Raw genomic sequence first — 21,029 nt, forward strand, 5'->3', positions numbered from 1 at the left:
CTAACACGACTTTTAATTTTTAATTAATGAAACTCTATAGGTGCGTGCACTTTAATAGCCACACCCTACAAATTTAAGTTATTATTGAATCATGAAAACTACCCTAATTTCTACTGTCGGAACTAGCTTAATTTATCCTAATTTATCAGGACTTCCTGTTGATGAAACAACTTATGAAGCCTGGTTAAAACGTCAACCTTTATCGGAGCAACCTTTATTGAGTTATGAACTCATCTCTAATATTAGAACAGCCCTACAGCAGAAAAACTGGAAACAATTAGCAGACTATTTAGGGCAAATCCCCGGAACAACTCGACTCTGTGGCGCAGAAATTAACTCAATTACCGATTTAATTCAACGAAAATACTGTATCGAAAAATGTACCTTAATGTTCTGCCATTCAGCAACGCCAGAGGGAGAAAATATTGCCGAAATCTTGAAATATTATTATCAAAATAAAGGACATCGTACCGAAACCCAAAAAATTGAAGGGTTACAGGATGATCAACCGAAACTATTTAGAACCAAAGGACTGCGAAATTTAGCAAAAACCATTAGTCAAATTGTGCGGGAACAAACCCCACAATATTGTGCGATTAATGCGACCGGGGGTTATAAAGCTCAAATTGCGATCGCAGTTTTAATGGGACAAGCATTAGGAGTTCCCGTTTATTATAAACACGAACGCTTTAGCGAAATTATCGCTTTTCCTCCGATGCCCATTGGTTTAGATTTTAGTTTATGGTTAGAAAAAACGGGTTTATTAAGTGCTTTAGATCGTCAAGATTTAGTGCAATGGCAAGAGGTTGAAGAAGACTGGGATGAACGCCTGGAAGCGTTAGTAGAACGAGTGGAGATGGATGGAAAAATTTATTTAGAATTATCTCCCACCGGTCAAATTTTTCACGAAACTTTTAAGGGTCGTTTTGCTTCAGAATATGATCAAGTTTTGCCCCCGGCGGTTCCTATTTCTCAGAAACAACAACCGGATTTAACCAGTCATGGTTGGGGAAACGCTAGAACTCCTATTTTAAATTGGTTACAAAAAATCACCGATGATTGTGCTTATGTTCAATCCTGCCGCACCCATTATTGGAATCAACATTTGCCCGCACCTGTGTTATTTAGATTGAGAGGAGAACAAATTGAAGGTGTGTTGAGTAATGGCACTTGGACAGTGAAATTTTATGTTGATACCTCATCTAATACCCCAGGACAACGGGCGGCTTGTGTGGCAGCTTTAAATCAGAAAATAGAACAGTGGAAATAAGGATTAAACAGCAACAAAACTAGAATAATAAAAATGCTTTCTGTATAATAGAATAGGTTGCCTACTTCAACCCCTGACGGGCTAATTTGGCATAGGTTTTAACAGTTTCATAGGGCATTTCTAAATCCTCAGCAATCTCTTTTAACGATTCCCCAAACTCCTGACGGGCTAAAATTGTAGCCCTAGTTTCACAGACCTGCATAGCTCTTGTCCCTCCCGTGCGTTTTTGAGTTTGCATTAGGGTTTGGGTAATTTGTTCCACCCGTTGAGCAAATAATATCTCAACCGTTGTTGTTTCTAATAATTGTTGTTGCGTCCATCCTAACTGAGTTTGACCTAAACCAAATGTAGTTTTATGTCCGGTTCCACAATAGGGCGCAAATTCACCTAATGCGGAGAACAATTGTACAAATTTCGGTTGATTATAGGCTTCTTCTGCTAATCTATATTCAATCGCTCCCGTAAACCCAGTGACTGACCCTTTTTTACCCGCAGAAACTTTTAAAGATTGTAATTGATGACGCAAAATGATCACATTTTCATCAACCCAATTTAAAAATGTGTCCTGGTCAAAAGACTGTTGAGAAAAATCATTCCAACGTCGCAAATAACTATGAAATACATTAAAGGGTAAGGGTAAGGGAAAATGATGTCCTTTACGCCTAAAGCTCGTAGGAGAAATAAAACTTAGGGCTAAATTTTGAGTTATAGAGGTCTGAAATAACTGTTGGTATGTGGCGGGAGTTTGAGCGATTTTAATTTCTTTAATATTTAGTTTGACTTGTCGTAAATCAATGGTTTGAGGTTGATTTTTTAACCAATTAATTAACCCAGATACCATAGATTTAGACAAGGCACTAACTGACCATTGGTAGGTTTGATTAGCATAAATTTGTAGTTGTTTTCCTGCTGTTCCTATTTCTCCTTGTAACCCCGATAATGTGAAGGGTTTTTCGGATTGTCCATCATGCAAATATTGAGATAATTGGGGATCAATTTGACGGATTTGATCCAAAAACCAAGCATGAAGTCCAATCGTATATTGAGGAATTAATAAGGCATCGGTTTCAGGAACCAATTGAAAGGTCACGGCTACAAGTTCGGTGGTATCTGGTAAATTTAAAGGAGAAGATGATGTTTTTTTTATCATATTATTTTTTAAATGAATCAAGTAAAGTGAGAAGATGGTTATAGAAAATTAGGGAAATAAAAACTCAATAAATTGAGTATCTCAGATGTCTTGAAGAATATAAACTCTATATTGTTTATATAAGATAGATTATTATTTGACCTGAATTATTTTCTTATATTCCTCAATGTACTTAAACGGAAAAGGAATTACGGTACTTTGACCCGTGCGAACAAAATCAACATCCATCGTTGTTAGCAGTTGTCTGAATATCAATTCCGAACCATCTACCGCAACAATTTTACGAAGATGGCAGCTATCTTTAAAAGAAGATTGTACATTTTCTTTGCGATTTCCAACAAAGTAATAAGCCTCTGTTGCGGTTTCACCAAAATAATTTATATTGAGAGAAGCAGCAAAGATGTCATCCAGACTGTGTTTATCTTTTGGGAAATGTAATCTAATCTGATGTTTAGTTAAAAAATAATCTCTTAGTTCAGATGCAATTGTCGATTGTTTTCCTAGCTGTTCATTAAGAATTTTTTTGAAGCTATTTTTATCAATTTCACTGTCACCTAATTTTTTTAACTCCTCATGAAATTTGACCAGTTTATCTCTATTTTCTATGACTCTTTCTTCCATAAATCCTTGTATAATTTCTGCTAAAGCATCTCCATTTCTCTTGTTTTCAGGAAAAAGCATTTCAACTTCTTCGATAATAGTTCTAATTTTATCAAGGTCGGGAATAGTGATTTCCTCAGTACGGAATATTTGATTGATGTCGCCTACATCAGAGACAACAAGACCTTCTAATGTCCTGAGTTTCTTGGAGTTATTGTCATCCGTCATAAAGTTTTGATATTGTTCAAATTTTTTCCAATTAAATAGGTCTTTTACCCTATGGAATTCAAAATCCCCATTGGGTTGAATTTCCATAAAAATAACGTGACTTTTATCTTCATCCCAAGCAGCAAAAGTCCAAACTCCTTTGCACTGAAGTTCAGCCCAATTAAACAGGTTTAACTTACCGGAGCTAATATCACGCTTGATGAGCAGTTCTTTTATACTTGTTTTAACAATAGCTTGATTTAGACTTGCAGTTGATTCAATAGTAAGATTCTGTCGTTGTGTATTTTCGTCAGAGGCGATATACTCATCATCAAGTCCATTTTTTGAATAGTAGGATTCATTATGAATAATTCTAAAATTCAAAGCATTTTTTTTGTCAGTTTTTTCATCGGTAATCAGTTTTTGATCAGTCATATAGGGAAAAATTAATTTTTTCAGTGTAGTCACTAAACTAGCAGAATCTTCACTATTAACTCTATCAACTATGTTTATTTTTTGCTCATTAAGTAGGGAGTGCAGTTGTTTTGGTTGTTTCATCAGAGTGCGTTTTAATGGAATTTCTTCATCGATTTTACGGGGACTAAAATTAACATCCATGTATTCAGATAAATGTTCTTTAATACTCGTTATCACCGAGTCAAAAATACCCGCACGACTTTTATTAAAATCATCAATACTTGCAAAATCAAGAAATGGGGTAGATGCTTTTTTGCCTTTTAACCCAGATGCAATATATGTTAGTTTGGCGTCACTTTCACCATCACGCTCTAAATGTCTTCGCAGACTGGATGTTGAAGGTTCAAATATATAATGAGGTTTATTATAAAGAGCAGTATTCAGTTCTTTTTTGCGCTGATTATCAGTAGTATTTTTTAGTTCTTTAAGGATAGAAATTTTAGTTCGGTGACGAACAATTTCAACCTTTAGTAAGTAATCATATCTTAAAGTGATTTTAGCAATATCAAGACAATCTTTATTTTTACCTTCAATGTTTGGGACAAGTAACAAGGCTCCGGTTAAATTACAATAATGATACTTAACAAAACGTGATCTTGAGGAAGAAAGGGAGTTGAGCAAAATTTGAGCCAGCCATGCTTCACAAATACAATCTTCAGCATCATCGCGTGAAACTGTCGGAATAACTTCCATAACAGCATTATCATTAAATTCCTTATTTGATCTAATATTAGAAAGACATTGATAAATATCAACGGGTTTCTTAAACATAGCATAGGCATATTTTCCATATTGAAACATGACAGCAAAAGCATGGAAATCTTTACCAAGAAGATAATCTAATTCTCTGGCTCCAGACCAGTTGCCTTTGATTTCTCGTTCTAATCGAATAAATATGAAGTCTCGTTTAATAGCATCAATATTAAAATTGATCTTGAGACGGTTGGTTAGAATACTCATTTGGAAAACTCCTGTTTAATAAATTCCAGTGCTGAATTATCTATTTTATCATTCTTACATAGATAAGGAATTTGAACAATTTTTCCATCAGGTGAAATAATCTCCTTAAAATCGGTAGTTGAACTACCCAGGATATTGATGATAAAAACTCGATCAGCCCCAACATCCTCCATTTTCTCACGAATTTTATTAGTTAACTCATCTGCTTCTACTGCAATTGTATCATTCCAGAACTTGAAGTCTATATAAATGTTCTGATTTGTTTTAAAATCAAAGCGTTCAAATTCATGTATATCCAGTTCTAATAGAGGAATATTTAAGAAATTTTCAAAGATATGTTTTCCACAAACTTCGCCTAATGCTCCTTTATAAATATTGTTGAACATTGGAGGCGTTAACATCCGTTCAGATTCAGGGAATTCTGTAGCCCAACCCGAATTAATAAATAATTTATGAAAACTATCAATTCTCATTAAATCTGTCAATCTTGCTGTTTCTTGACTCACTGTTTTGACTGCTTTTTTTCCATAGCTATCAGAAAAGAAAACTTCAATATCATTATAATCATTTTCCTGTAAAAAGTAATAGAAATTGGCTGCTTTTGGCAATTTTAGGTAAATAGGATTCCATTTTTGATCCCATTCTGAATCTTGGGAAATTGTCGGTTGACGAAGAACTTGCACTCTGAGATCTTGCCAGTCTTGAATACTTTTAGATTGCCAGGGTTTACTGAGTTGGCTCCGAATATAAGCAGCAGTCTGATTGCTTCTATGGGATGCAATATTTTCTGCTTCTTTTACGTCTTCAGATTGATGATTCAACTCACCGGCTGATTCCAGGAGAGCCGTGTATTCACCAACAGGAATAACATCCTCTGGTACAGAAAATCGGGTTAGATGTTTTCGGATTGAATCGTCAGCAAGAATATGAATGGTTGGAGCTTTCATATTTGTTCGACAGATTCGACCAATAGCTTGAATAATTACTTTATTCAAGAACAAGGAGTAAGCCTTTGTGTTATATAAACTGATAAAATCTTCGGCTTTGCGCTTTGACTTAGATCTTCCTACAAATCGATGAAATGCTGTATCTAAATAATTTTTAAATGTCCGGCGAGAAATAGCTCCATTTTCTCGCAAAAACTCTAACTGAAAAATATATTTAATAAAGTCCTCATCCTGAATATTATCACCATAAAGATTCACCAATAGATGTCTTGGGCTATCTAGGTAAATCCCATTAATATCCATATTTTTATCCTGGGGAAAGCTATTAATTTGTATGGGTTTTATAGAATCAGGAATTGGAAATTGCAGATTTTGCCCCACGCCAAGGGTCTGGTAAGTAGACAAAATGAATCGACGTTTATTCTCTTTTAAATCCTTGAGCAATTGTGATTTATTTTGATCAAATTCATCAGTAGAAAGTACAACTATTGTTTCTTGTATACCACTATCTATAACATCTTTTTTTCCTTCTAAAAGTAATTCTGCATATTCATTAAATATATCCCTATCAAACTTCGGATCGGAAGATTTTGGAAATTTAGTAAACAAGCAAAGAAACCCATGGCAATCAGGATGATCAAGAAAATATTTCCATGCTGTTAACGCTCTGACATAACGACTAAACGAAAATTCAATAGTTTTTTCATCCTCATCCTTCATTTTCTGGCGAACAGTGTTCCAAAGAGCCTGGGCTGCTTGTTGATCATCCAAAATAAATTCTAACTGTTTAATCGCTTCATTTTTTCCATCTGTTTTAATAAATTGAGTTTCTATTTTAATTTGATTATATCCTTGAGTAGCTTGAGAATAAGACTCTTTGAGATGATCAATCTTATCTTTCTGAAGACGGATAAAAGAATCTTTCAAACGATATTTTAAATACTCAAGATCATAATTTCCAATGTTAGTATAAAGTCCAGCCGTTGCAGAAATACCAACGACCATTGCTTTTGAACAGACTCCAGCCAAAAAAGATTCCGGTGTGCGGCTGAAGTTAAACATATATATTTTTGACAAAGTATCATGTTCATCGCTATCAACAATATCATGGTAGCGAAAACCTCTATCATAAAACCCTTGACCCTGGATGGTTCCAGTCTCAGTTTGCAAGTTAGAGAGTAGGTCACCTTCGATAATCTTGCGAGTCAATAATTGGATATATGTACTATCAATTTTAAAGTCATGAAGAACTGTTTTAACTGCGGATTCAAGATGATAAAGTTCTTTAATTCTGTCATCTTCTTGCTTTAAATGGCGATAGTTGTCAGCTAAATACTTAACTCCTCTCTGGAAATACATTAAAAATCCAGCAATTTCACTCAGAAGTGAGCGAATATCAACACCCGATCCTTTTGTACCTGCATCAAAAGCTTTAATCCAATTTGTCCGGTTTTCTGAATCTTCAACAATCTCAATTCGCTTATTACTCGCATCTAATACATAATGAAATTCATAGTCATAGAATAAAAAGTTGCGTTTTTTAACTGAAAATTGATCGTCAGATTTACAACTATGTTGGAGTTTATATTTATTAAATATTTGATCAGCTTTTGTTTTAAAAGAGTTAATCTGTTCCAGCAAAGATAGCCAATTTTTCCTAGAGGGATGTTTTTTTCGCCAATTAGATTCCTGAAAAAGTATTGTCGGGCATTCACTTTGCATCAAATGGTTATGAATATTCAGAAATGAATTTATCATATCCAATCGATGCTCCAACCCTGATTGAATGATGTTTGTAAGGACAGCTTCTTTTGTACTATCAAATTCATCAATAAATATGAGTGCCTGATCAACCAGCCGCTCATAGCAGTAATAAGAATCCTCAATAAGCGTTGCGTTTTTAACAAGGAATTTATCCATACTCAAAAACAATACCGTACGCTCATCTGTAAAGACACTGGGATAGAGTTTTCCGATCCATTGATAATCTTTATTGTTTTTAATCGCTGACAGTTTAGCCTGTTTGGTTTTAAAATTTTCTTTTAATTTATTTTGAACAAATTTTCTGAATTTTGGCTCCAGATCTTGACGAATATCTATTTCAAATTTAGATTTAACGAATGAATGGAGTTTGGGATCTCTAATAATTTCCACATATTTTTTTAATCGATCATAAATTTCCGTCTTGAACTGTTCAGGAATTTCAAAAGCAATGGAAAGGAGATTGTTAATAATGGTTTCAGAATTAGAATCAATAAAAAGTACATACTTATCAAAATTATCTTCTTGGTTGTCGTTGATAAAACGTTTTTTAAAATCCTCTATAGGTAAATTTTTTTTGAGGTTGGTGATAAAAATAATTTTTCTATTTTGATTTGCAAATTCCTGATAATTAGAATAAATAAAATTGAGGACGTTGTGGGTTTTTCCAAAACCAGTCGGCATACTGAGAAGAAGCAGTCCAGGATTAGGTTGTTGACAGTATTGATTTAATATTTCTTGCATATATTCTTTATGACTTTAGTATATTCTATATCTTATAATCATAACACGGTTGATCATAAAAGTGATTTTTTTGGTTTATAATTTAGTTATTGTTAGGGCAAGGAGATTACACACTTAGCGTGAATAGTTTTATTATAGTCTATAATCCGTTTGTTTCTATGATAAAATTCAATCAGACCTAAATCAGTAAAAATCACTTAACATAAAATTGTAGAGTGTATAAGCGTAGCGCCCGCACCAACTCAAAAGTTTTAATCATCAATCAACAACAGGAGGTTTATGGTTGGAATAGAAGCACGGAAACAAACCAATATTATTTACCCTGATAGTGATGGAAAACCTATGTCAGATAATACCAAACAATTTCGCTGGATTACGGTGATTTACCATAATTTAGAATGGTTATTTGCTCATGATCCTAACGTATTTGTGGCGGGTGATTTACTTTGGTATGCTGTTGAAGGAAATAATAAAATCCGTCAAGCACCGGATGTTATGGTGATATTTGGTGTTCCTAAAGGCGATCGCGGATCTTATATGCAGTGGAAAGAAAATCACATTTCCCCCCAAGTTGTCTTTGAAATTCTTTCCCCTGGAAATACCTTAACGGAAATGAATAAAAAGCAGGTTTTTTATCACCGTTATGGTGTGGAAGAATACTATATTTATGATCCTGATAAAAACGATTTAACGGGTTGGTTAAGGGGAGAAGATGGTTTAGAAGTAATTGAAATAATGGAAAATTGGGTGAGTCCTCGTTTGGGAATTCGTTTTAATTATTCTGAGGAAGAATTAAAACTTTATCGTCCCGATGGTCAACCTTTTGTTAGCTATTTAGACATTTCTCAACAACTGAATACGGCGTTACAGGAGGTTGAACAAACGCAACAACGTTTACAAGCAGTTGAACAACAAGTAGAACAAGAGCGAGAACGGGCTGAAAGGTTAGCAGAACAGTTGCGATCACTCGGAATCAACCCCGAACAAAAATAGGAGTGCGAGCGTCCTCGCTCGCTAGAAATATATTGTTTAAATACAAAGACAACTTATCATTTTTTCCCCATCCGATTATCTTGAAAAGATGTCCCAATACCCTGTAAAAGACCTTTCCCAATTAAACCTAATCCTCGACCGACAACATTAGTTAAAACATAAATAATCGCACTTCCGACAAAGGAAATCGCCGCCCGTAGAGGAGGAGCAAACGCATCGCGGGTTTCTAAGATTAATGTTACCGTTAATGGAATTCCCGATAACTTTTCTAACTCATCTCGGCGGGGAGAATAAATGACTTGTTTTTGAATTCCCCTTTCGCCTAAAACTAGGAGTAAATAAGAACTTTCAAAAATTGCTTTGGGTTCGGCGACATATTGATCCAGACGATATCGCCAGGATAAACTATTTCTAAATCTCTCAATTTCACGGGTTGATAATAAACGTCGATCATAAAATTTGAGTTTGATTTCTTCATAATCTGAAAAATAATTGAGTAAAGGTTGAATAATTGCATTAGCGACTTGAATTAATAAATTTTGTAATAATGCTTCTGCACGTTCCATGGCGTCTAAAGTTCCAGCCGGACAGGATAAATTATTAATAGTTAAGGGTCTACAAAATAATAAATGCTCAAATAAATCCTTAGATAAAGGAATTTTATCTAAAATATTTTTTTGAATGATCTCAGCATCTTTTAAGATAACAGCAACAATTTCAATGTTTTCTTTGTCCGTGGTTAAAGTATAATATTTCCCAAAAAAATCAATAGTTGCAGATTGCCAAAACTCTGCGATTAAACTCGACATTTTTTCAGCCAGTTGTTCATATTTAATATCGGATAATATTAATTCATCTAATAGAAGTTCTAACTGTTTTAACAAGACATACAACAATTCTCGTTTTTTAGATAGGCGTAAAATATCAATTTCTAAAGGCATTCCGGTTAAATTAATTAATCCAGATTGCAATTTCATGACGGTTTTATCAAATAAAACTGATTTTAAATTATTAGCTATAATTCCTGAACTTTTCTCATTGGTGGGATTAGAAGTGATAACTAAAGCACTATTTTGATAATTATTCAGAGGTTCATAATTATCAGAATTAAAATCATTACTAGCAATAGCAGCAGATTCCTCAAGACTGGCTGCGGTTTTGTCCGACGAAAGTTGACTAATAATCCAACGGGCTGTTAACAGTTCTCGCCGTTTTCCCGTCAAAATTAACTTATTAATAATAGTAATAGTATCCTGTTGATTAAATTCTTCTAAATTCCGTTTAATTTCTTGGTTAACTTCCGCGATCGCTTGTTCAATTTGTTGGAGTCCCGGTTGAACTAAAAACCCTTGAATCTTTCCCAATAATGAACCCGTTTTTCGAGATACAATACCCACAAATGGTTCTCGATTCAATGCTGCCAAGGATTCTAACCAATAGCGTTCTCCCGCCACCAATTGATGAATAATTATCACCAATTCCCTGACTGGAATCCCCTTATTACAATAACCATCTACTCCAATTTTTTGGGCTGCCAGTAATAAATATGGTTGTTTAACTGTAGTTAATAACAAAATCGGAATTTTAGGATATTGAGTTTTCAACTGTTGGCAAAAATCTAAAATAGGATGATTTTTAACCGCCGGATTTCCCCTGATTTTTAACCCCAATTCCAAAATAATTAAATCAACGGGTTTCTGCTCCTCTGAATTAATCTTAGTTTCATTTACCGTTACCAAGACTTTTAATGCAGCCTCCAAACTTTCAACCTCTGCGACCACTTCTAAATCCGAAAATGGCTCTAATGCAGTTAGTAACCCCATCCGAAAAATAGGGTCATCATCAATGATCAAAAGTCGCACAGTAGATGAAGTCATAAAACTTTAAATGTCGGGTTTCGGGTGGTGGCTAACTAAATCCACTAAAGTATTAATAATTCGATCCCGTTCCATCGGAATAATTTCCTTACCTTGCAAAATCTCTTGCATTAACACATAATGGGCTAGGGTTCCAATGATCACCCGTGCCATCGCTTCAGGGTCACGAATAGCAATATAGCGCTGAGTTGTTAGGTATTCTGTTAAAACTTCAATTCCTGGTTTTCCCAAATGGTGTACAAAGGTTTTAGCTAACTCGGGAAATCGCCCCGACTCCCCAATGACAAGACGAACAAAAGCTAAATGTTGCTGATCATCCAAGGAATTATCTAAAATTGTATTGGCAATTTGTCGCACCACAACAGCCGGTTCAGCTTCCATTAATTCTGCTCTGTGGGACTCCACCATAATTTGACATTTTTTCTGGGCTAACCGCTTGACCAAGGCAATAAATAACCCTTCTTTGTCCCCAAAATGGTTATAAACCGTCGCCTTTGACACTCCCGCCGATGCAGCAACCCGATCCATACTGGTGCCTGCATACCCATGCACTAAAAATTCTTGCAGCGCCCCTTCAAAAATTTGTTCGGCTTTCTCGCAAATACTATCCAACTGGGAGATTTCGGTCTGTTCTAATGCGTTCATAAAAAATACAGGGGAGATTTGTAAATGAGTGTGTTTTAAAACCACCAGAGGAAAATTTACTCAGGCCAATACATTCAATAGAAATTCCTCCTATAATTCTCTACATTGTAGCAATTTTAGCCGATAATCCCCCCTAGGCAATAATGGGAAGGTTTTTTCTGGAATTTATGCCTGGGTTGATGTAGCAATCTGGAGTAATCAGTTATCAGTCATCAGTGAACAGTTATCAGTGTAAGAGTTAATCGTTAAATGTTAATTTTAATTATACAAAAAACCAAAATTATGAGCAACTTTTTTGGACAACTCCGACAAAAACTGAGCAAACCTGTACTCTTTGGTTTGTATGGAGCGATGGGTTGTTTAGGTGCTGCAACACTATTGGGTGAACCCCTATTACAATTAACAAAAATTTCCCCCAAAGTCGATCAATCTCCCTTAGCAATTGTGCTATTAATTGATACTTCTGGCAGTATGAATGAAGATGGCAAACTCCGAGAAGTCAAAACCGCGGCTCAAGCCTTTGTCCAACGACAGGATTTATCAGAAAATCGTTTAGCGGTATTTGGCTTTGGGAGTAATATTCAAGCTGCTGCTAATTTAACCGATAATAAACCCACTTTAGAACAAGCGATCGCCCAAATTTCCGATGGTGGTGGTACTAATATGGATCAGGCCCTGCTCGCCGCGACTCAAGAACTCCAGTCAACCCCACAACGGCGCAATATTCTTTTATTCACCGATGGACAACCCGGATATGCCGGGGCAAACCTCAACCGAGAACAGGCAAAAACCTTGTCAGCGATGAGAATAGCTGCATCCGAGGGTATTAACCTCGTGGCCGTTGCTACGGGAGATGCGGATACCAATTTTCTCGCTAAACTAACGGGCGACCCTGACCGGGTTTTTTATGTGAACTCTGGTGACTTTGACCAAGCCTTTCGACAAGCCGAAAAAGCCCTATATAGCAGTCAATTAGTTGAGTCTGGCCCTACGGGAAATTATGGGGTTGTTTACTCAGTTTTACGGATAGGCGGATGGACGGCCCTTTTAGCCATGGGTACATCCCTAGCCCTCATTGCTGGCCAAAACTATTACCTCCGTCGCCGTCTTCTGACTCCCCAACAAGCGGCCATAGGTGTTGTCGGAGGTTTAATGGCGGGACTGGTGGCTGGAGGAGTGGGTCAACTGTTATTTATTCCGTTTGCGGGCATTCCTATTCTAGCCATTGGGGGAAGAATCATCGGTTGGGCAATTTTAGGCTCGGTGGTCGGGGGAGGAATGTCTTTCTTTGTTCCGAACTTGCAACGGGGCCAGGCGGTGCGGGGTGGGACAATAGGTGGAACAGCCGGAGCCATTGGATTTCTGATTATTTCGGCAGTATCGGGTGATTTAGTGGGGCGATTAATTGGGGCGGCCATTATTGGATTTTTTATCGGTTTAATGATTGCTTTAATTGAACAATTCAGTCGGGAATCTTGGTTAATTGTTTCTTGGACACCTAACGAACAAACGAAGATCAATTTAGGAGCAGAACCCGTTTTATTAGGCAGTTCAGAAAATAACCATATTTACCTGAGAAAAAGTCAAGGATATCCCCCTATTACCGCCAAAATCTACACCGAAGGAGAAAAAATTATTATGGAATTTGACGAGGAAATGAAGGAAAGGGGGATGAAAATTCTCAAACAAGAACTCCATGATGGGGAGCAACGCAAATTAGGAGATGTCACCCTAGAAGTTAGAACTACTAACAAACCCGTTGTTGGGCTTTAGCCCCTCCTGGAGCGAACCCACCCGTTGTTGGGCTTTAGCCCTTCTTGGAGCGCTGAAGCGCAACAACGGGGCTTTTTTGTGATATAGTAAACTAAACAGTTTAGTTTCAAGATTGGGCGGGAGGAAAAATTATGGTACGCCAAACAACAGTCGGTAAACTTTCATCCCCGAAACTGCCTCGAACGGGGATTTTGGTTGCCGTAACCACCTTCGCAATTAGTGGTTTAATGGGCTATACTTTCTGGCGGTATCGTCCCACTCCCGCCGAACCCGCAGCCCTACCCGAAACCGTTGTCCCGGGAATCAAAACCGTTACCGCCTTGGGTTGGTTAGAACCCCAGGGAGAAATTATTAAACTATCTGCCCCCCAGTCCAACCAAGGGAGTCGGGTGGATCAATTATTGGTGAAAGAGGGAGACTTGGTAGAGGCGGGACAAGCGATCGCCATTTTGGATAGTCGCGATCGGCTACAAGCAGCCCTAGAACAAAGCAAAACCGAAGTAGAAGTTGCCCAAGCCCGTTTAGAGCAAGTCCAAGCGGGGGCGAAACGGGGGGATATTCAGGCTCAAAAAGCCCGATTTCAGGGCAACCAGGCGGAGTTAGATGGACAAATTATCACCCAAAAAGCTACCATTGCTACCCTAGAGGCCCAACTCCGGGGAGAACGGAGCGCCCAAGAAGCCACCCTAGACCGAATTCAGGCAGAACTCAACAACGCTGAAACCAACTGTCAACGCTACGACAACTTATATCAGGATGGGGCCGTATCCGCCCAAGATCGCGATAGTCAATGTTTGCAGGCCGAAACCAGCCTTAAACGCTTACAGGAAGCCCAAGCCAACCTGAACGAAACTATTAGCAGCCGCACTGAACAAATTCGAGAAGCCCAAGCCAACCTCAGCCGCACCATCGCCACCGTTGACCAACAAATTGCTGAAGCCCAAGCTACTTTAACAGCCGTTAGCGAAGTCCGTCCAGTGGATGTCCAATTAGCCAAAAGTGAATTAACAAAGGCTGAAGCTGCTGTTAAACAAGCGGAAGCGAACTTAGAACAAGCTTATGTGCGATCGCCCCAAACCGGACGGGTGATCGACGTAAATACCCACGCCGGGGAACTGATTTCTAATGACGGCATTCTCGAACTAGGACAAACCGAACAAATGTATGCTGTTGCTGAAGTTTATGATAGTGATATTCCTAAAATACATTCGGGACAAGCGGCAACCATTACGGCGGATGCGTTACTCCAACCGTTAAAAGGTACAGTTGAAGAAGTTGGATTAAGAGTCAAAAAACAAAGTGCTTTAGATATTGATCCGACCACAAATATTGATGCCAGAGTTATCGAAGTTAGAGTTAAATTAGATGATATTTCTAGCAAAAAAGCCGCGAGTTTAACTAATTTACAAGTTAAAGTCACAATCACTCAGTAATTCGTAATTCGTAATTTATGATCGGATTTATACAGAGATTAGTAAATAGAACACCGTTGGGATGGTTGCAATTAAGTCATGATAAAGCCCGGATGTTAGTGGCTTTATCAGGAATTGCCTTTGCGGATGTTTTAATTTTTATGCAATTGGGATTTCAAACAGCATTATATGATAGTAATACCAGATTGCATAATCATTTAGATGCGGATATTTTTATTATTAGTCCCCAAGCCAGAAATTTAGTCAATTTATCAACTTTACCCCGGCGACGTTTATATCAAGCCATGGATGTTCCGGGGGTGAAATCCGCAGACCCCTTATATGTTAATTTTTCCGATTGGAAAAACCCCAAAACAGGGAAAAAAACAGCGATTTTAGTCATCGGATTTGATCCCCGTCATTCGGCTTTTAATTTACCCGAAGTTCAACAAAATTTAGACGTGATTAAATTAGCCGATCAGGTTTTATTTGATCGGTCTTCGAGGGGGGATTATCAAGAAGTTATTGCTAAAGTTGATCAGGGTAAAATTGTTAGTACCGAATTAGAAAAACGCACCCTCAAAATTGCGGGATTATTTAAAGTCGGTGCTTCCTTTGCTGCGGATGGAACATTAATTACCAGCGATCGCAATTTCTTACGATTATTTCCCCGAAGAAAACCAGGGGGAATTAGTGCTGGAATGGTTAAAGTTGAACCGGGTTATGATGTGGAAAAAGTAGCAACAGACATACAAAACTATTTACCCAAAGATGTAAAAGTTTTAACCAGTGAACAATTTTTAGCCTTTGAAAAGGATTACTGGTCAAAAAATACTGCGATTGGATTTGTGTTTAGTTTAGGGACAGCCATGGGGTTTGTAGTCGGGGTGATTATTGTTTATCAAGTCTTGGCTACGGATGTCGCTGACCATACGCCCGAATATGCCACTTTCAAAGCTATGGGATTTCGTAATACCTATTTATTGGGAATTGTTTTTGAAGAAGCAATTATTTTAGCAATTATGGGATTTATTCCCGGTGCTACGATTTCTTTAGGCTTATATCGTTTAACCCGACAAGCTACCAATTTACCGTTATATATGACCTTATTTCGAGCAGTTCAAGTGTTAGTATTAACGATTATTATGTGTATGTTGTCCGGTGCGATCGCCACTCGTAAATTACAAGCCGCCGATCCTGCTGATATCTTTTGATTCTTACTTCTAAGTGTCTGGTTGTGAATGAGGAGTAAAAAAAATGGGTTGATATTTATTTGAGTTCAAAAAATTGTTTAAATCCTTTATTTTTTAAGCCTAGTTTTAATTTTTTGTCTCCAGTCCATAATAATCCATCCAATTGCAGCGTTAATGCTACATGAGGGGTATCACTCACATCAACACCTTGGCATAGTTCGTAAGCTAGTCTACGATATTCTAAAGTAATTAAATCTTCTTTATAGAGATGAAGGCGTTTTAGCAAAATATAATAGATTTGAATAATTTCTTCTTCGGTTAAATGACTAAGTTGAATGATTTTTTCCTTGCGCTTAAATAGTTCTACAAATACAAGTTCGCAAACAAAAAACGCATACTCTGAAGTTAGCAATAATTCACTGAAACGAGAATTTTCCCTAAGCAATGCAGAAAACAATATATTAGTATCAACAATAATCGGCTTTTGAGTTAACATAATTAACTAACCCAAGACTTGGACGTTAAGGTATCCCAAACTTCTTGATTAACTTCTTGACTCAGGTTAGTTATTTGTTCTGCTGTCAGTTGACTACGATTACGAATTGATTCTAACTCAAGATATTCTAAAAATTGAGTTAATAACTCCAAATTTACCATCTCTCGATTAAATTTAATAATAATATCTTGATTTTCCAGACTAATACTGTATAGACTTTGATTTGACATCAGTTTGATTCCAGCTAGACTTGATAATATCTATTATAGATTATAAAGTCAGTTATGGAAAAGTTATCGGAAAAACCCGGTTTCTGGAGGGATTTCCGATCTACCCCGACTATATTTAACAGCTTGACGTTCTTCAAAATTAAAATAGGGAAGTTGATGTTCACTAAATCTAAACTGTTTTTCTAAGGTTAATCCTAGCTTTTCCATAACTCGAATTGAACCTTGATTAGCTACTAATGCCCAAGCAATAACTCGTTTTACTCCCCATTCTAAAAACCCTTTATCTACTAGAATTTGACAGGCTTCCGTTGCGTATCCTTTTCCCCAACTGTTATAAATCAACCGATATCCTAACGCAATTTCATTGGGTTGTACCAGATTTAACGCCATGGCAAAAGGGTGATCAATGGCGGGGAAAAAATGTACCCAACCGATCAACTCTCCGGTGGCTTTTTCAACAATAGCCCAAACCCCAAAATATAAATATCTGCTATAATATCCCATAAATCTCGGTAATGTTTGAGTCTGAATAAATTCTTTAGGTGTGGAATGTCCACCATTAATATACTTCATCACCCTAGGATCGTTATCTAAATTCCATAAAAAATCTGCATCCAGTTCAGTAAACTGCCGTAAAATTAACCGTTTCGTTTCTAAAAAAATATCCATTTTTAGGGTAACTCCATGCAAACTCAAATCCAAGATATTCAAGATTCCACAAAAACCAATACAGCTATCGCAATTCAAAATTTAGACCATTATTTTGGTCACGATCAATTGCAAAAACAGGTGTTATATGATATTAACTTAGAAATTACCATTGGTGAAATTGTGATTATGACTGGCCCCTCTGGTTCAGGAAAAACTACATTATTAACCTTAATTGGAGCGTTACGTTCTGTACAGTCTGGAAGTTTAAATATATTAGGACGAGAACTCTATGGTGCGCGTTCAGGAGAGTTAGTTAAAGCCCGAAGAAATACGGGTTATATTTTCCAAGCTCATAATTTACATCGGAGCTTAACGACCTTACAAAATGTGCAAATGGGGTTAGAAGTTCAGGGTAAATTTTCTCGTTCAGAAATGCAGCAAAAAGCCACGGCAATGTTAGAAAAAGTTGGGTTAGGAAATCGCTTAAATTATTATCCTGATAATCTCTCGGGAGGACAAAAACAACGGGTGGCGATCGCCCGGGCATTAGTTAGTCATCCCCCCATTGTATTAGCAGATGAACCCACCGCCGCCCTGGATAGTCACTCGGGGAGAGATGTGGTTAATTTAATGCAAACCTTAGCCAAAGAACAGGGTTGTACTATTTTAATTGTTACCCATGATAATCGAATTTTAGACGTGGCTGATCGGATTATTCACATGGAAGACGGAGCCTTAATTACTAATTCTGAACTAACACCCAATAACAATTTGAAATCAAACACTTAACCTAACCAGAATATCCGATATCATTTTATTTTTACCTTCCAGAACAGGATTTCAACACCCAACCGATCACAATTCCTAACCCTCCAAAACGAACCGCTTGCCAAAAAGGTTCCTTAAAACTTCCCCAAGTCACCAAACGACTTTCTAAATTAAATTCTATAGTTTCTAACTGCGTTTTTAACTGGTTTAATTCCTCTTTTAACTGTTGTGATTTCGTTTGACGAATTTGAGGAATAACTTCATCAATACGGTTTTTTAATTCTATTTGGCGTTGTTCATCCCGTTGAATTTGCGTCAATCGTTGTTTAAGATTAATCAAAGATTGTTCAACCTCGATTAACCCCTGTTCAATAGCTTGAGTCCCATCCTGATCAGAATTATTCGTTGATGGGGGTTGAGATGATGGTTGACTTGCCATAATAGTAAAAGACCGAATTCACCCCGCAATTAACACTATCATTTATGACTGACTCCAATTCCACAACTACCGACCTTTCTAAGCATAATATCAGTCCACGCACGGCTAGTCTCAGCGAGTATAGCACATTGGAACTCGCCCAAGCCCTATCGGAACGGTTAGCCATTCCTGAACGAGACTGGCATCGCCTTAAATCCGACCGCAATGCCCGCGCTGGGGAACATTTGGCGGCGGCTTTAGTGTTTTTGCTTAAGAATCAGCCTAAAGAAGTGATTCCTCGGTTAAATCAAGCGGTAGGTTGGTTAGAAAGATTGATTTCCGCTCCGCCTTGTCCCACCCATGGCACAACAAAAAAAATCAGTCATAACTCCTAGCAACTTATTCTAGCATTGGGAGTTGAAATCAAGTAATTGGGGACAAAATTAGAGATAAAATCTCCACTGGTAACCACTCAACTCCCTATCAAATAGGTGGTTTTGACGAATTTTAACGGATTAAAACCATTACCAATCCTGTCGTTTATAAGCAGTTGTCACTTTCTTACATAACGTCAGTTCTGTCCCAGTTCGATTCCATTGCACACGATCAAAGATTTGATAGAGAATGTACAAACCTCGTCCACATTCATGTTCATCATGGGGTAAATCGGAATCATGGGTATGTTTATCGTTTTCCTCCTCCCGCAATTGACACTGACAAGGAGGTTTAAAACCGCCGCCCTGATCTGATATAATCCACCAGCAATAATCTTGAATTAAACAAAAACGGACAACTACTGTTTTACTGGGGTCTAGCTTGTTGCCATGCTTGGCGGCATTGACAAGGGCTTCTTGTAGTCCCAGGCGAATTTCGGCTTGCAACGGGTCTGGAATTTCAGACAGAAGCAAGTCCAAAACTGGACAGAGATACAACGTGGAAGCAAAGCTAATTGTGACCCAGTTTCGTTTAACCGGACGCGATGTTAAAGCAATCACACGGAAAACTCCCTGGCAACGTGGTGGATAAACCTCACACCCTGTATAGTTATAAATTCTCTCCCAGTCTGGAACTTAACCTTGGTGGGTGAGCGTGAGTACCCGTTCATTCATTAGATTACCAAAAGAATAGGAAAAAACACAATTAATTTTGAAAAATAGTGTATTTTTTTGTATTACATTTGAAATATAAACAGTCTCAACTTGAGAGAAATCAAGGAATTTAGCAGAAAACAAGCCAAGAGCAGACTTAGATTTGACTGTTGATCGGGATAACAAAATCAACCCTCTTAATTTATCCTAATGGCTAAAACTTAGTAGCTATCGATACAAAAGATCAAATCACCCTTGATACTTTTAATCGTCTTGCTAATATTATTAATGTAAATTAACATTTTTTGATAAAAAGACATGATAGCCCCTGTAACTCTGACTCCAGAATTGATCCCGGGACAATATTGGCAGTGGCGGGATCACTCGATTTACTATGTCCGCGCCGGAGAACGTCATCCCCAACGTCCGCCGTTGCTTTTAGTGCATGGGTTTGGAGCATCTACTGACCACTGGCGTAAAAATATACAAGGGTTACAATCGGATTTTGAAGTCTGGGCGATTGATTTATTAGGGTTTGGTAGGTCTGCAAAACCCAAGGTCGAATATAGTGGTCAACTGTGGCGGGATCAACTCCATGACTTCATTACCGAGGTGATTGGTCAACCCGTGATTTTAGCGGGAAATTCTTTAGGGGGGTATGGGTGTTTATGTGTTGCCGCCCAATTTCCATCAACGGCAAAAGGCGTGATTTTACTCAATAGTGCTGGGCCATTTACAGAGACAGAACCCCGTCCAGAACCTCCCCAGTGGAAAAAAGCGGTTTCTGCTACCATGCGATCGCTTTTCCGTCAAGATTGGGTGAGTTTTCTGATTTTCCAATGGACAAAACGCCGTTCTATTATTCGTAAAACCCTCCTGAAAGTCTATGTTAATCCCGATGCAGTTACCGATCAATTAGTCGAAGAAATTTATCGCCCCTCCTGTGATTCCGGTGCCGCCCAGGTCTTTGCCTCGGTATTCAAAAGTCCCCAAGGAGAAAAAGTCGATGTGTTATTAAATCAGTTAACCGCTCCTCTATTATTAATTTGGGGAGAAGGAGATCCCTGGATGAAATGTCGAGAACGAAGTGGCAAATTTCATCAATATTATCCCCAGTTACAAGAATACTTTCTAAGTGCGGGTCATTGCCCCCATGATGAAGTTCCTGAACAAGTTAATGATATTATTCATTCTTGGGTTTTGGAACAGATGTAAGCTACCTGTTTGAAACTATATTAGCCAGTGAGCTAGGACGCTTAAACTGCTGGTTATGATTTTAAAGTTCAATATTCAAAGTCCCCCTTTTTTAAGGGGGATTTAGGGGGATCTGATCTGTAGCATAATCATAAATTTTCAGCAACTTTTAACA

At 37.6% G+C, this 21,029-nt stretch carries 18 protein-coding genes; 8 read left to right on the plus strand and 10 right to left on the minus strand.

Translation table 11 applies throughout. The features are described from left to right. Window positions 1-91: 91 nt before the first annotated feature. A complete protein-coding gene (locus PL11201_RS23215; RefSeq protein ID WP_079681226.1) occupies window positions 92-1,270 on the plus strand; it encodes a putative CRISPR-associated protein in 1,179 nt (392 codons plus the stop codon). Window positions 1,271-1,331: 61 nt separating this feature from the next. On the opposite strand, the gene cas6 is transcribed toward PL11201_RS23215, so the two are convergent. From cas6 to PL11201_RS23230, 3 genes are all read right to left on the minus strand, one after another. Further along, window positions 1,332-2,420: a CRISPR-associated endoribonuclease Cas6 gene (gene cas6 / locus PL11201_RS23220; protein WP_079681227.1), complete on the minus strand. Its 1,089-nt coding sequence runs from the start codon at window positions 2,418-2,420 to the stop codon at window positions 1,332-1,334. 132 nt (window positions 2,421-2,552) lie between these two features. Further along, window positions 2,553-4,664 carry a hypothetical protein gene (locus PL11201_RS23225; RefSeq protein ID WP_079681228.1) on the minus strand — a complete coding sequence of 704 codons (2,112 nt, stop codon included), beginning with the start codon at window positions 4,662-4,664 and terminating at the stop codon, window positions 2,553-2,555. After that, window positions 4,661-8,116 (minus strand): hypothetical protein, encoded by a 3,456-nt coding sequence (locus PL11201_RS23230; RefSeq protein ID WP_079681229.1) that lies wholly within the window; start codon window positions 8,114-8,116, stop codon window positions 4,661-4,663. The genes PL11201_RS23225 and PL11201_RS23230 overlap by 4 nt, the downstream gene beginning before the upstream one ends. A gap of 279 nt (window positions 8,117-8,395) precedes the next feature. Here PL11201_RS23230 and PL11201_RS23235 point away from each other — a divergent pair, with 279 nt between their 5' ends. Beyond that, window positions 8,396-9,109 (plus strand): Uma2 family endonuclease, encoded by a 714-nt coding sequence (locus tag PL11201_RS23235; protein ID WP_079681230.1) that lies wholly within the window; start codon window positions 8,396-8,398, stop codon window positions 9,107-9,109. Between the two features lie 56 nt (window positions 9,110-9,165). Here PL11201_RS23235 and PL11201_RS23240 read toward each other — a convergent pair whose 3' ends face one another. After that, window positions 9,166-10,986, minus strand: coding sequence for a DUF3685 domain-containing protein (locus PL11201_RS23240; protein ID WP_079681231.1), 1,821 nt, complete (start codon window positions 10,984-10,986; stop codon window positions 9,166-9,168). Between the two features lie 6 nt (window positions 10,987-10,992). Continuing rightward, window positions 10,993-11,631 carry a TetR/AcrR family transcriptional regulator gene (locus PL11201_RS23245; RefSeq protein WP_079681603.1) on the minus strand — a complete coding sequence of 213 codons (639 nt, stop codon included), beginning with the start codon at window positions 11,629-11,631 and terminating at the stop codon, window positions 10,993-10,995. Between the two features lie 282 nt (window positions 11,632-11,913). Here PL11201_RS23245 and PL11201_RS23250 point away from each other — a divergent pair, with 282 nt between their 5' ends. The 3 genes from PL11201_RS23250 to devC all read left to right on the plus strand — a co-directional run bounded on the left by PL11201_RS23250 (window position 11,914) and on the right by devC (window position 16,030). Beyond that, window positions 11,914-13,404 carry a vWA domain-containing protein gene (locus PL11201_RS23250; protein ID WP_079681604.1) on the plus strand — a complete coding sequence of 497 codons (1,491 nt, stop codon included), beginning with the start codon at window positions 11,914-11,916 and terminating at the stop codon, window positions 13,402-13,404. A 131-nt stretch (window positions 13,405-13,535) separates the two neighbouring features. Then, window positions 13,536-14,837: an ABC exporter membrane fusion protein gene (locus PL11201_RS23255; RefSeq protein ID WP_079681232.1), complete on the plus strand. Its 1,302-nt coding sequence runs from the start codon at window positions 13,536-13,538 to the stop codon at window positions 14,835-14,837. Window positions 14,838-14,854: 17 nt separating this feature from the next. Continuing rightward, window positions 14,855-16,030 (plus strand): ABC transporter permease DevC, encoded by a 1,176-nt coding sequence (gene devC / locus PL11201_RS23260; RefSeq protein ID WP_079681233.1) that lies wholly within the window; start codon window positions 14,855-14,857, stop codon window positions 16,028-16,030. A 55-nt stretch (window positions 16,031-16,085) separates the two neighbouring features. Here the strand turns inward: devC and PL11201_RS23265 are convergent, their stop codons facing one another. From PL11201_RS23265 to PL11201_RS23275, 3 genes are all read right to left on the minus strand, one after another. Next, the gene (locus PL11201_RS23265; protein ID WP_079681234.1) at window positions 16,086-16,505 is read right to left on the minus strand and encodes a PIN domain-containing protein; all 420 of its coding nucleotides are present in this window, start codon (window positions 16,503-16,505) and stop codon (window positions 16,086-16,088) included. A 2-nt stretch (window positions 16,506-16,507) separates the two neighbouring features. Further along, window positions 16,508-16,735 carry a hypothetical protein gene (locus PL11201_RS23270; protein WP_079681235.1) on the minus strand — a complete coding sequence of 76 codons (228 nt, stop codon included), beginning with the start codon at window positions 16,733-16,735 and terminating at the stop codon, window positions 16,508-16,510. 63 nt (window positions 16,736-16,798) lie between these two features. After that, window positions 16,799-17,404: a GNAT family N-acetyltransferase gene (locus PL11201_RS23275; RefSeq protein WP_079681236.1), complete on the minus strand. Its 606-nt coding sequence runs from the start codon at window positions 17,402-17,404 to the stop codon at window positions 16,799-16,801. Window positions 17,405-17,419: 15 nt separating this feature from the next. On the opposite strand from PL11201_RS23275, the gene PL11201_RS23280 reads away from it, so the two are divergent. Then, complete coding sequence (locus PL11201_RS23280) at window positions 17,420-18,175, plus strand: DevA family ABC transporter ATP-binding protein (protein ID WP_079681237.1); 756 nt, start codon at window positions 17,420-17,422, stop codon at window positions 18,173-18,175. A gap of 31 nt (window positions 18,176-18,206) precedes the next feature. Here the strand turns inward: PL11201_RS23280 and PL11201_RS23285 are convergent, their stop codons facing one another. Beyond that, the gene (locus tag PL11201_RS23285; RefSeq protein WP_079681238.1) at window positions 18,207-18,593 is read right to left on the minus strand and encodes a sll0565 family protein; all 387 of its coding nucleotides are present in this window, start codon (window positions 18,591-18,593) and stop codon (window positions 18,207-18,209) included. 44 nt (window positions 18,594-18,637) lie between these two features. Between PL11201_RS23285 and PL11201_RS23290 the strand changes: the two genes are divergently transcribed. After that, entirely contained in the window at window positions 18,638-18,967 is a 330-nt protein-coding gene (locus tag PL11201_RS23290) for a DUF6439 family protein (RefSeq protein WP_079681239.1), read from the plus strand. Between the two features lie 129 nt (window positions 18,968-19,096). Here PL11201_RS23290 and PL11201_RS23295 read toward each other — a convergent pair whose 3' ends face one another. After that, window positions 19,097-19,567 carry an ATP-binding protein gene (locus PL11201_RS23295; protein ID WP_079681240.1) on the minus strand — a complete coding sequence of 157 codons (471 nt, stop codon included), beginning with the start codon at window positions 19,565-19,567 and terminating at the stop codon, window positions 19,097-19,099. Window positions 19,568-19,978: 411 nt separating this feature from the next. Here PL11201_RS23295 and PL11201_RS23300 point away from each other — a divergent pair, with 411 nt between their 5' ends. Beyond that, the gene (locus tag PL11201_RS23300; protein WP_079681241.1) at window positions 19,979-20,875 is read left to right on the plus strand and encodes an alpha/beta fold hydrolase; all 897 of its coding nucleotides are present in this window, start codon (window positions 19,979-19,981) and stop codon (window positions 20,873-20,875) included. Window positions 20,876-21,029: the final 154 nt, after the last annotated feature.

It is taken from the genome of Planktothrix sp. PCC 11201, from assembly GCF_900009135.1.
GTDB lineage: Bacteria > Cyanobacteriota > Cyanobacteriia > Cyanobacteriales > Microcoleaceae > Planktothrix.

What these genes read in the sequence shown, in the direction of transcription:
- PL11201_RS23215 (WP_079681226.1), top strand. Translation starts at nt 92, where the DNA reads ATGAAAACTACCCTAATTTCTACTGTCGGAACTAGCTTAATTTATCCT.
- cas6 (WP_079681227.1), bottom strand. Translation starts at nt 2,420, where the DNA reads ATGATAAAAAAAACATCATCTTCTCCTTTAAATTTACCAGATACCACC.
- PL11201_RS23225 (WP_079681228.1), bottom strand. Translation starts at nt 4,664, where the DNA reads ATGAGTATTCTAACCAACCGTCTCAAGATCAATTTTAATATTGATGCT.
- PL11201_RS23230 (WP_079681229.1), bottom strand. Translation starts at nt 8,116, where the DNA reads ATGCAAGAAATATTAAATCAATACTGTCAACAACCTAATCCTGGACTG.
- PL11201_RS23235 (WP_079681230.1), top strand. Translation starts at nt 8,396, where the DNA reads ATGGTTGGAATAGAAGCACGGAAACAAACCAATATTATTTACCCTGAT.
- PL11201_RS23240 (WP_079681231.1), bottom strand. Translation starts at nt 10,986, where the DNA reads ATGACTTCATCTACTGTGCGACTTTTGATCATTGATGATGACCCTATT.
- PL11201_RS23245 (WP_079681603.1), bottom strand. Translation starts at nt 11,631, where the DNA reads ATGAACGCATTAGAACAGACCGAAATCTCCCAGTTGGATAGTATTTGC.
- PL11201_RS23250 (WP_079681604.1), top strand. Translation starts at nt 11,914, where the DNA reads ATGAGCAACTTTTTTGGACAACTCCGACAAAAACTGAGCAAACCTGTA.
- PL11201_RS23255 (WP_079681232.1), top strand. Translation starts at nt 13,536, where the DNA reads ATGGTACGCCAAACAACAGTCGGTAAACTTTCATCCCCGAAACTGCCT.
- devC (WP_079681233.1), top strand. Translation starts at nt 14,855, where the DNA reads ATGATCGGATTTATACAGAGATTAGTAAATAGAACACCGTTGGGATGG.
- PL11201_RS23265 (WP_079681234.1), bottom strand. Translation starts at nt 16,505, where the DNA reads ATGTTAACTCAAAAGCCGATTATTGTTGATACTAATATATTGTTTTCT.
- PL11201_RS23270 (WP_079681235.1), bottom strand. Translation starts at nt 16,735, where the DNA reads ATGTCAAATCAAAGTCTATACAGTATTAGTCTGGAAAATCAAGATATT.
- PL11201_RS23275 (WP_079681236.1), bottom strand. Translation starts at nt 17,404, where the DNA reads ATGGATATTTTTTTAGAAACGAAACGGTTAATTTTACGGCAGTTTACT.
- PL11201_RS23280 (WP_079681237.1), top strand. Translation starts at nt 17,420, where the DNA reads ATGCAAACTCAAATCCAAGATATTCAAGATTCCACAAAAACCAATACA.
- PL11201_RS23285 (WP_079681238.1), bottom strand. Translation starts at nt 18,593, where the DNA reads ATGGCAAGTCAACCATCATCTCAACCCCCATCAACGAATAATTCTGAT.
- PL11201_RS23290 (WP_079681239.1), top strand. Translation starts at nt 18,638, where the DNA reads ATGACTGACTCCAATTCCACAACTACCGACCTTTCTAAGCATAATATC.
- PL11201_RS23300 (WP_079681241.1), top strand. Translation starts at nt 19,979, where the DNA reads ATGATAGCCCCTGTAACTCTGACTCCAGAATTGATCCCGGGACAATAT.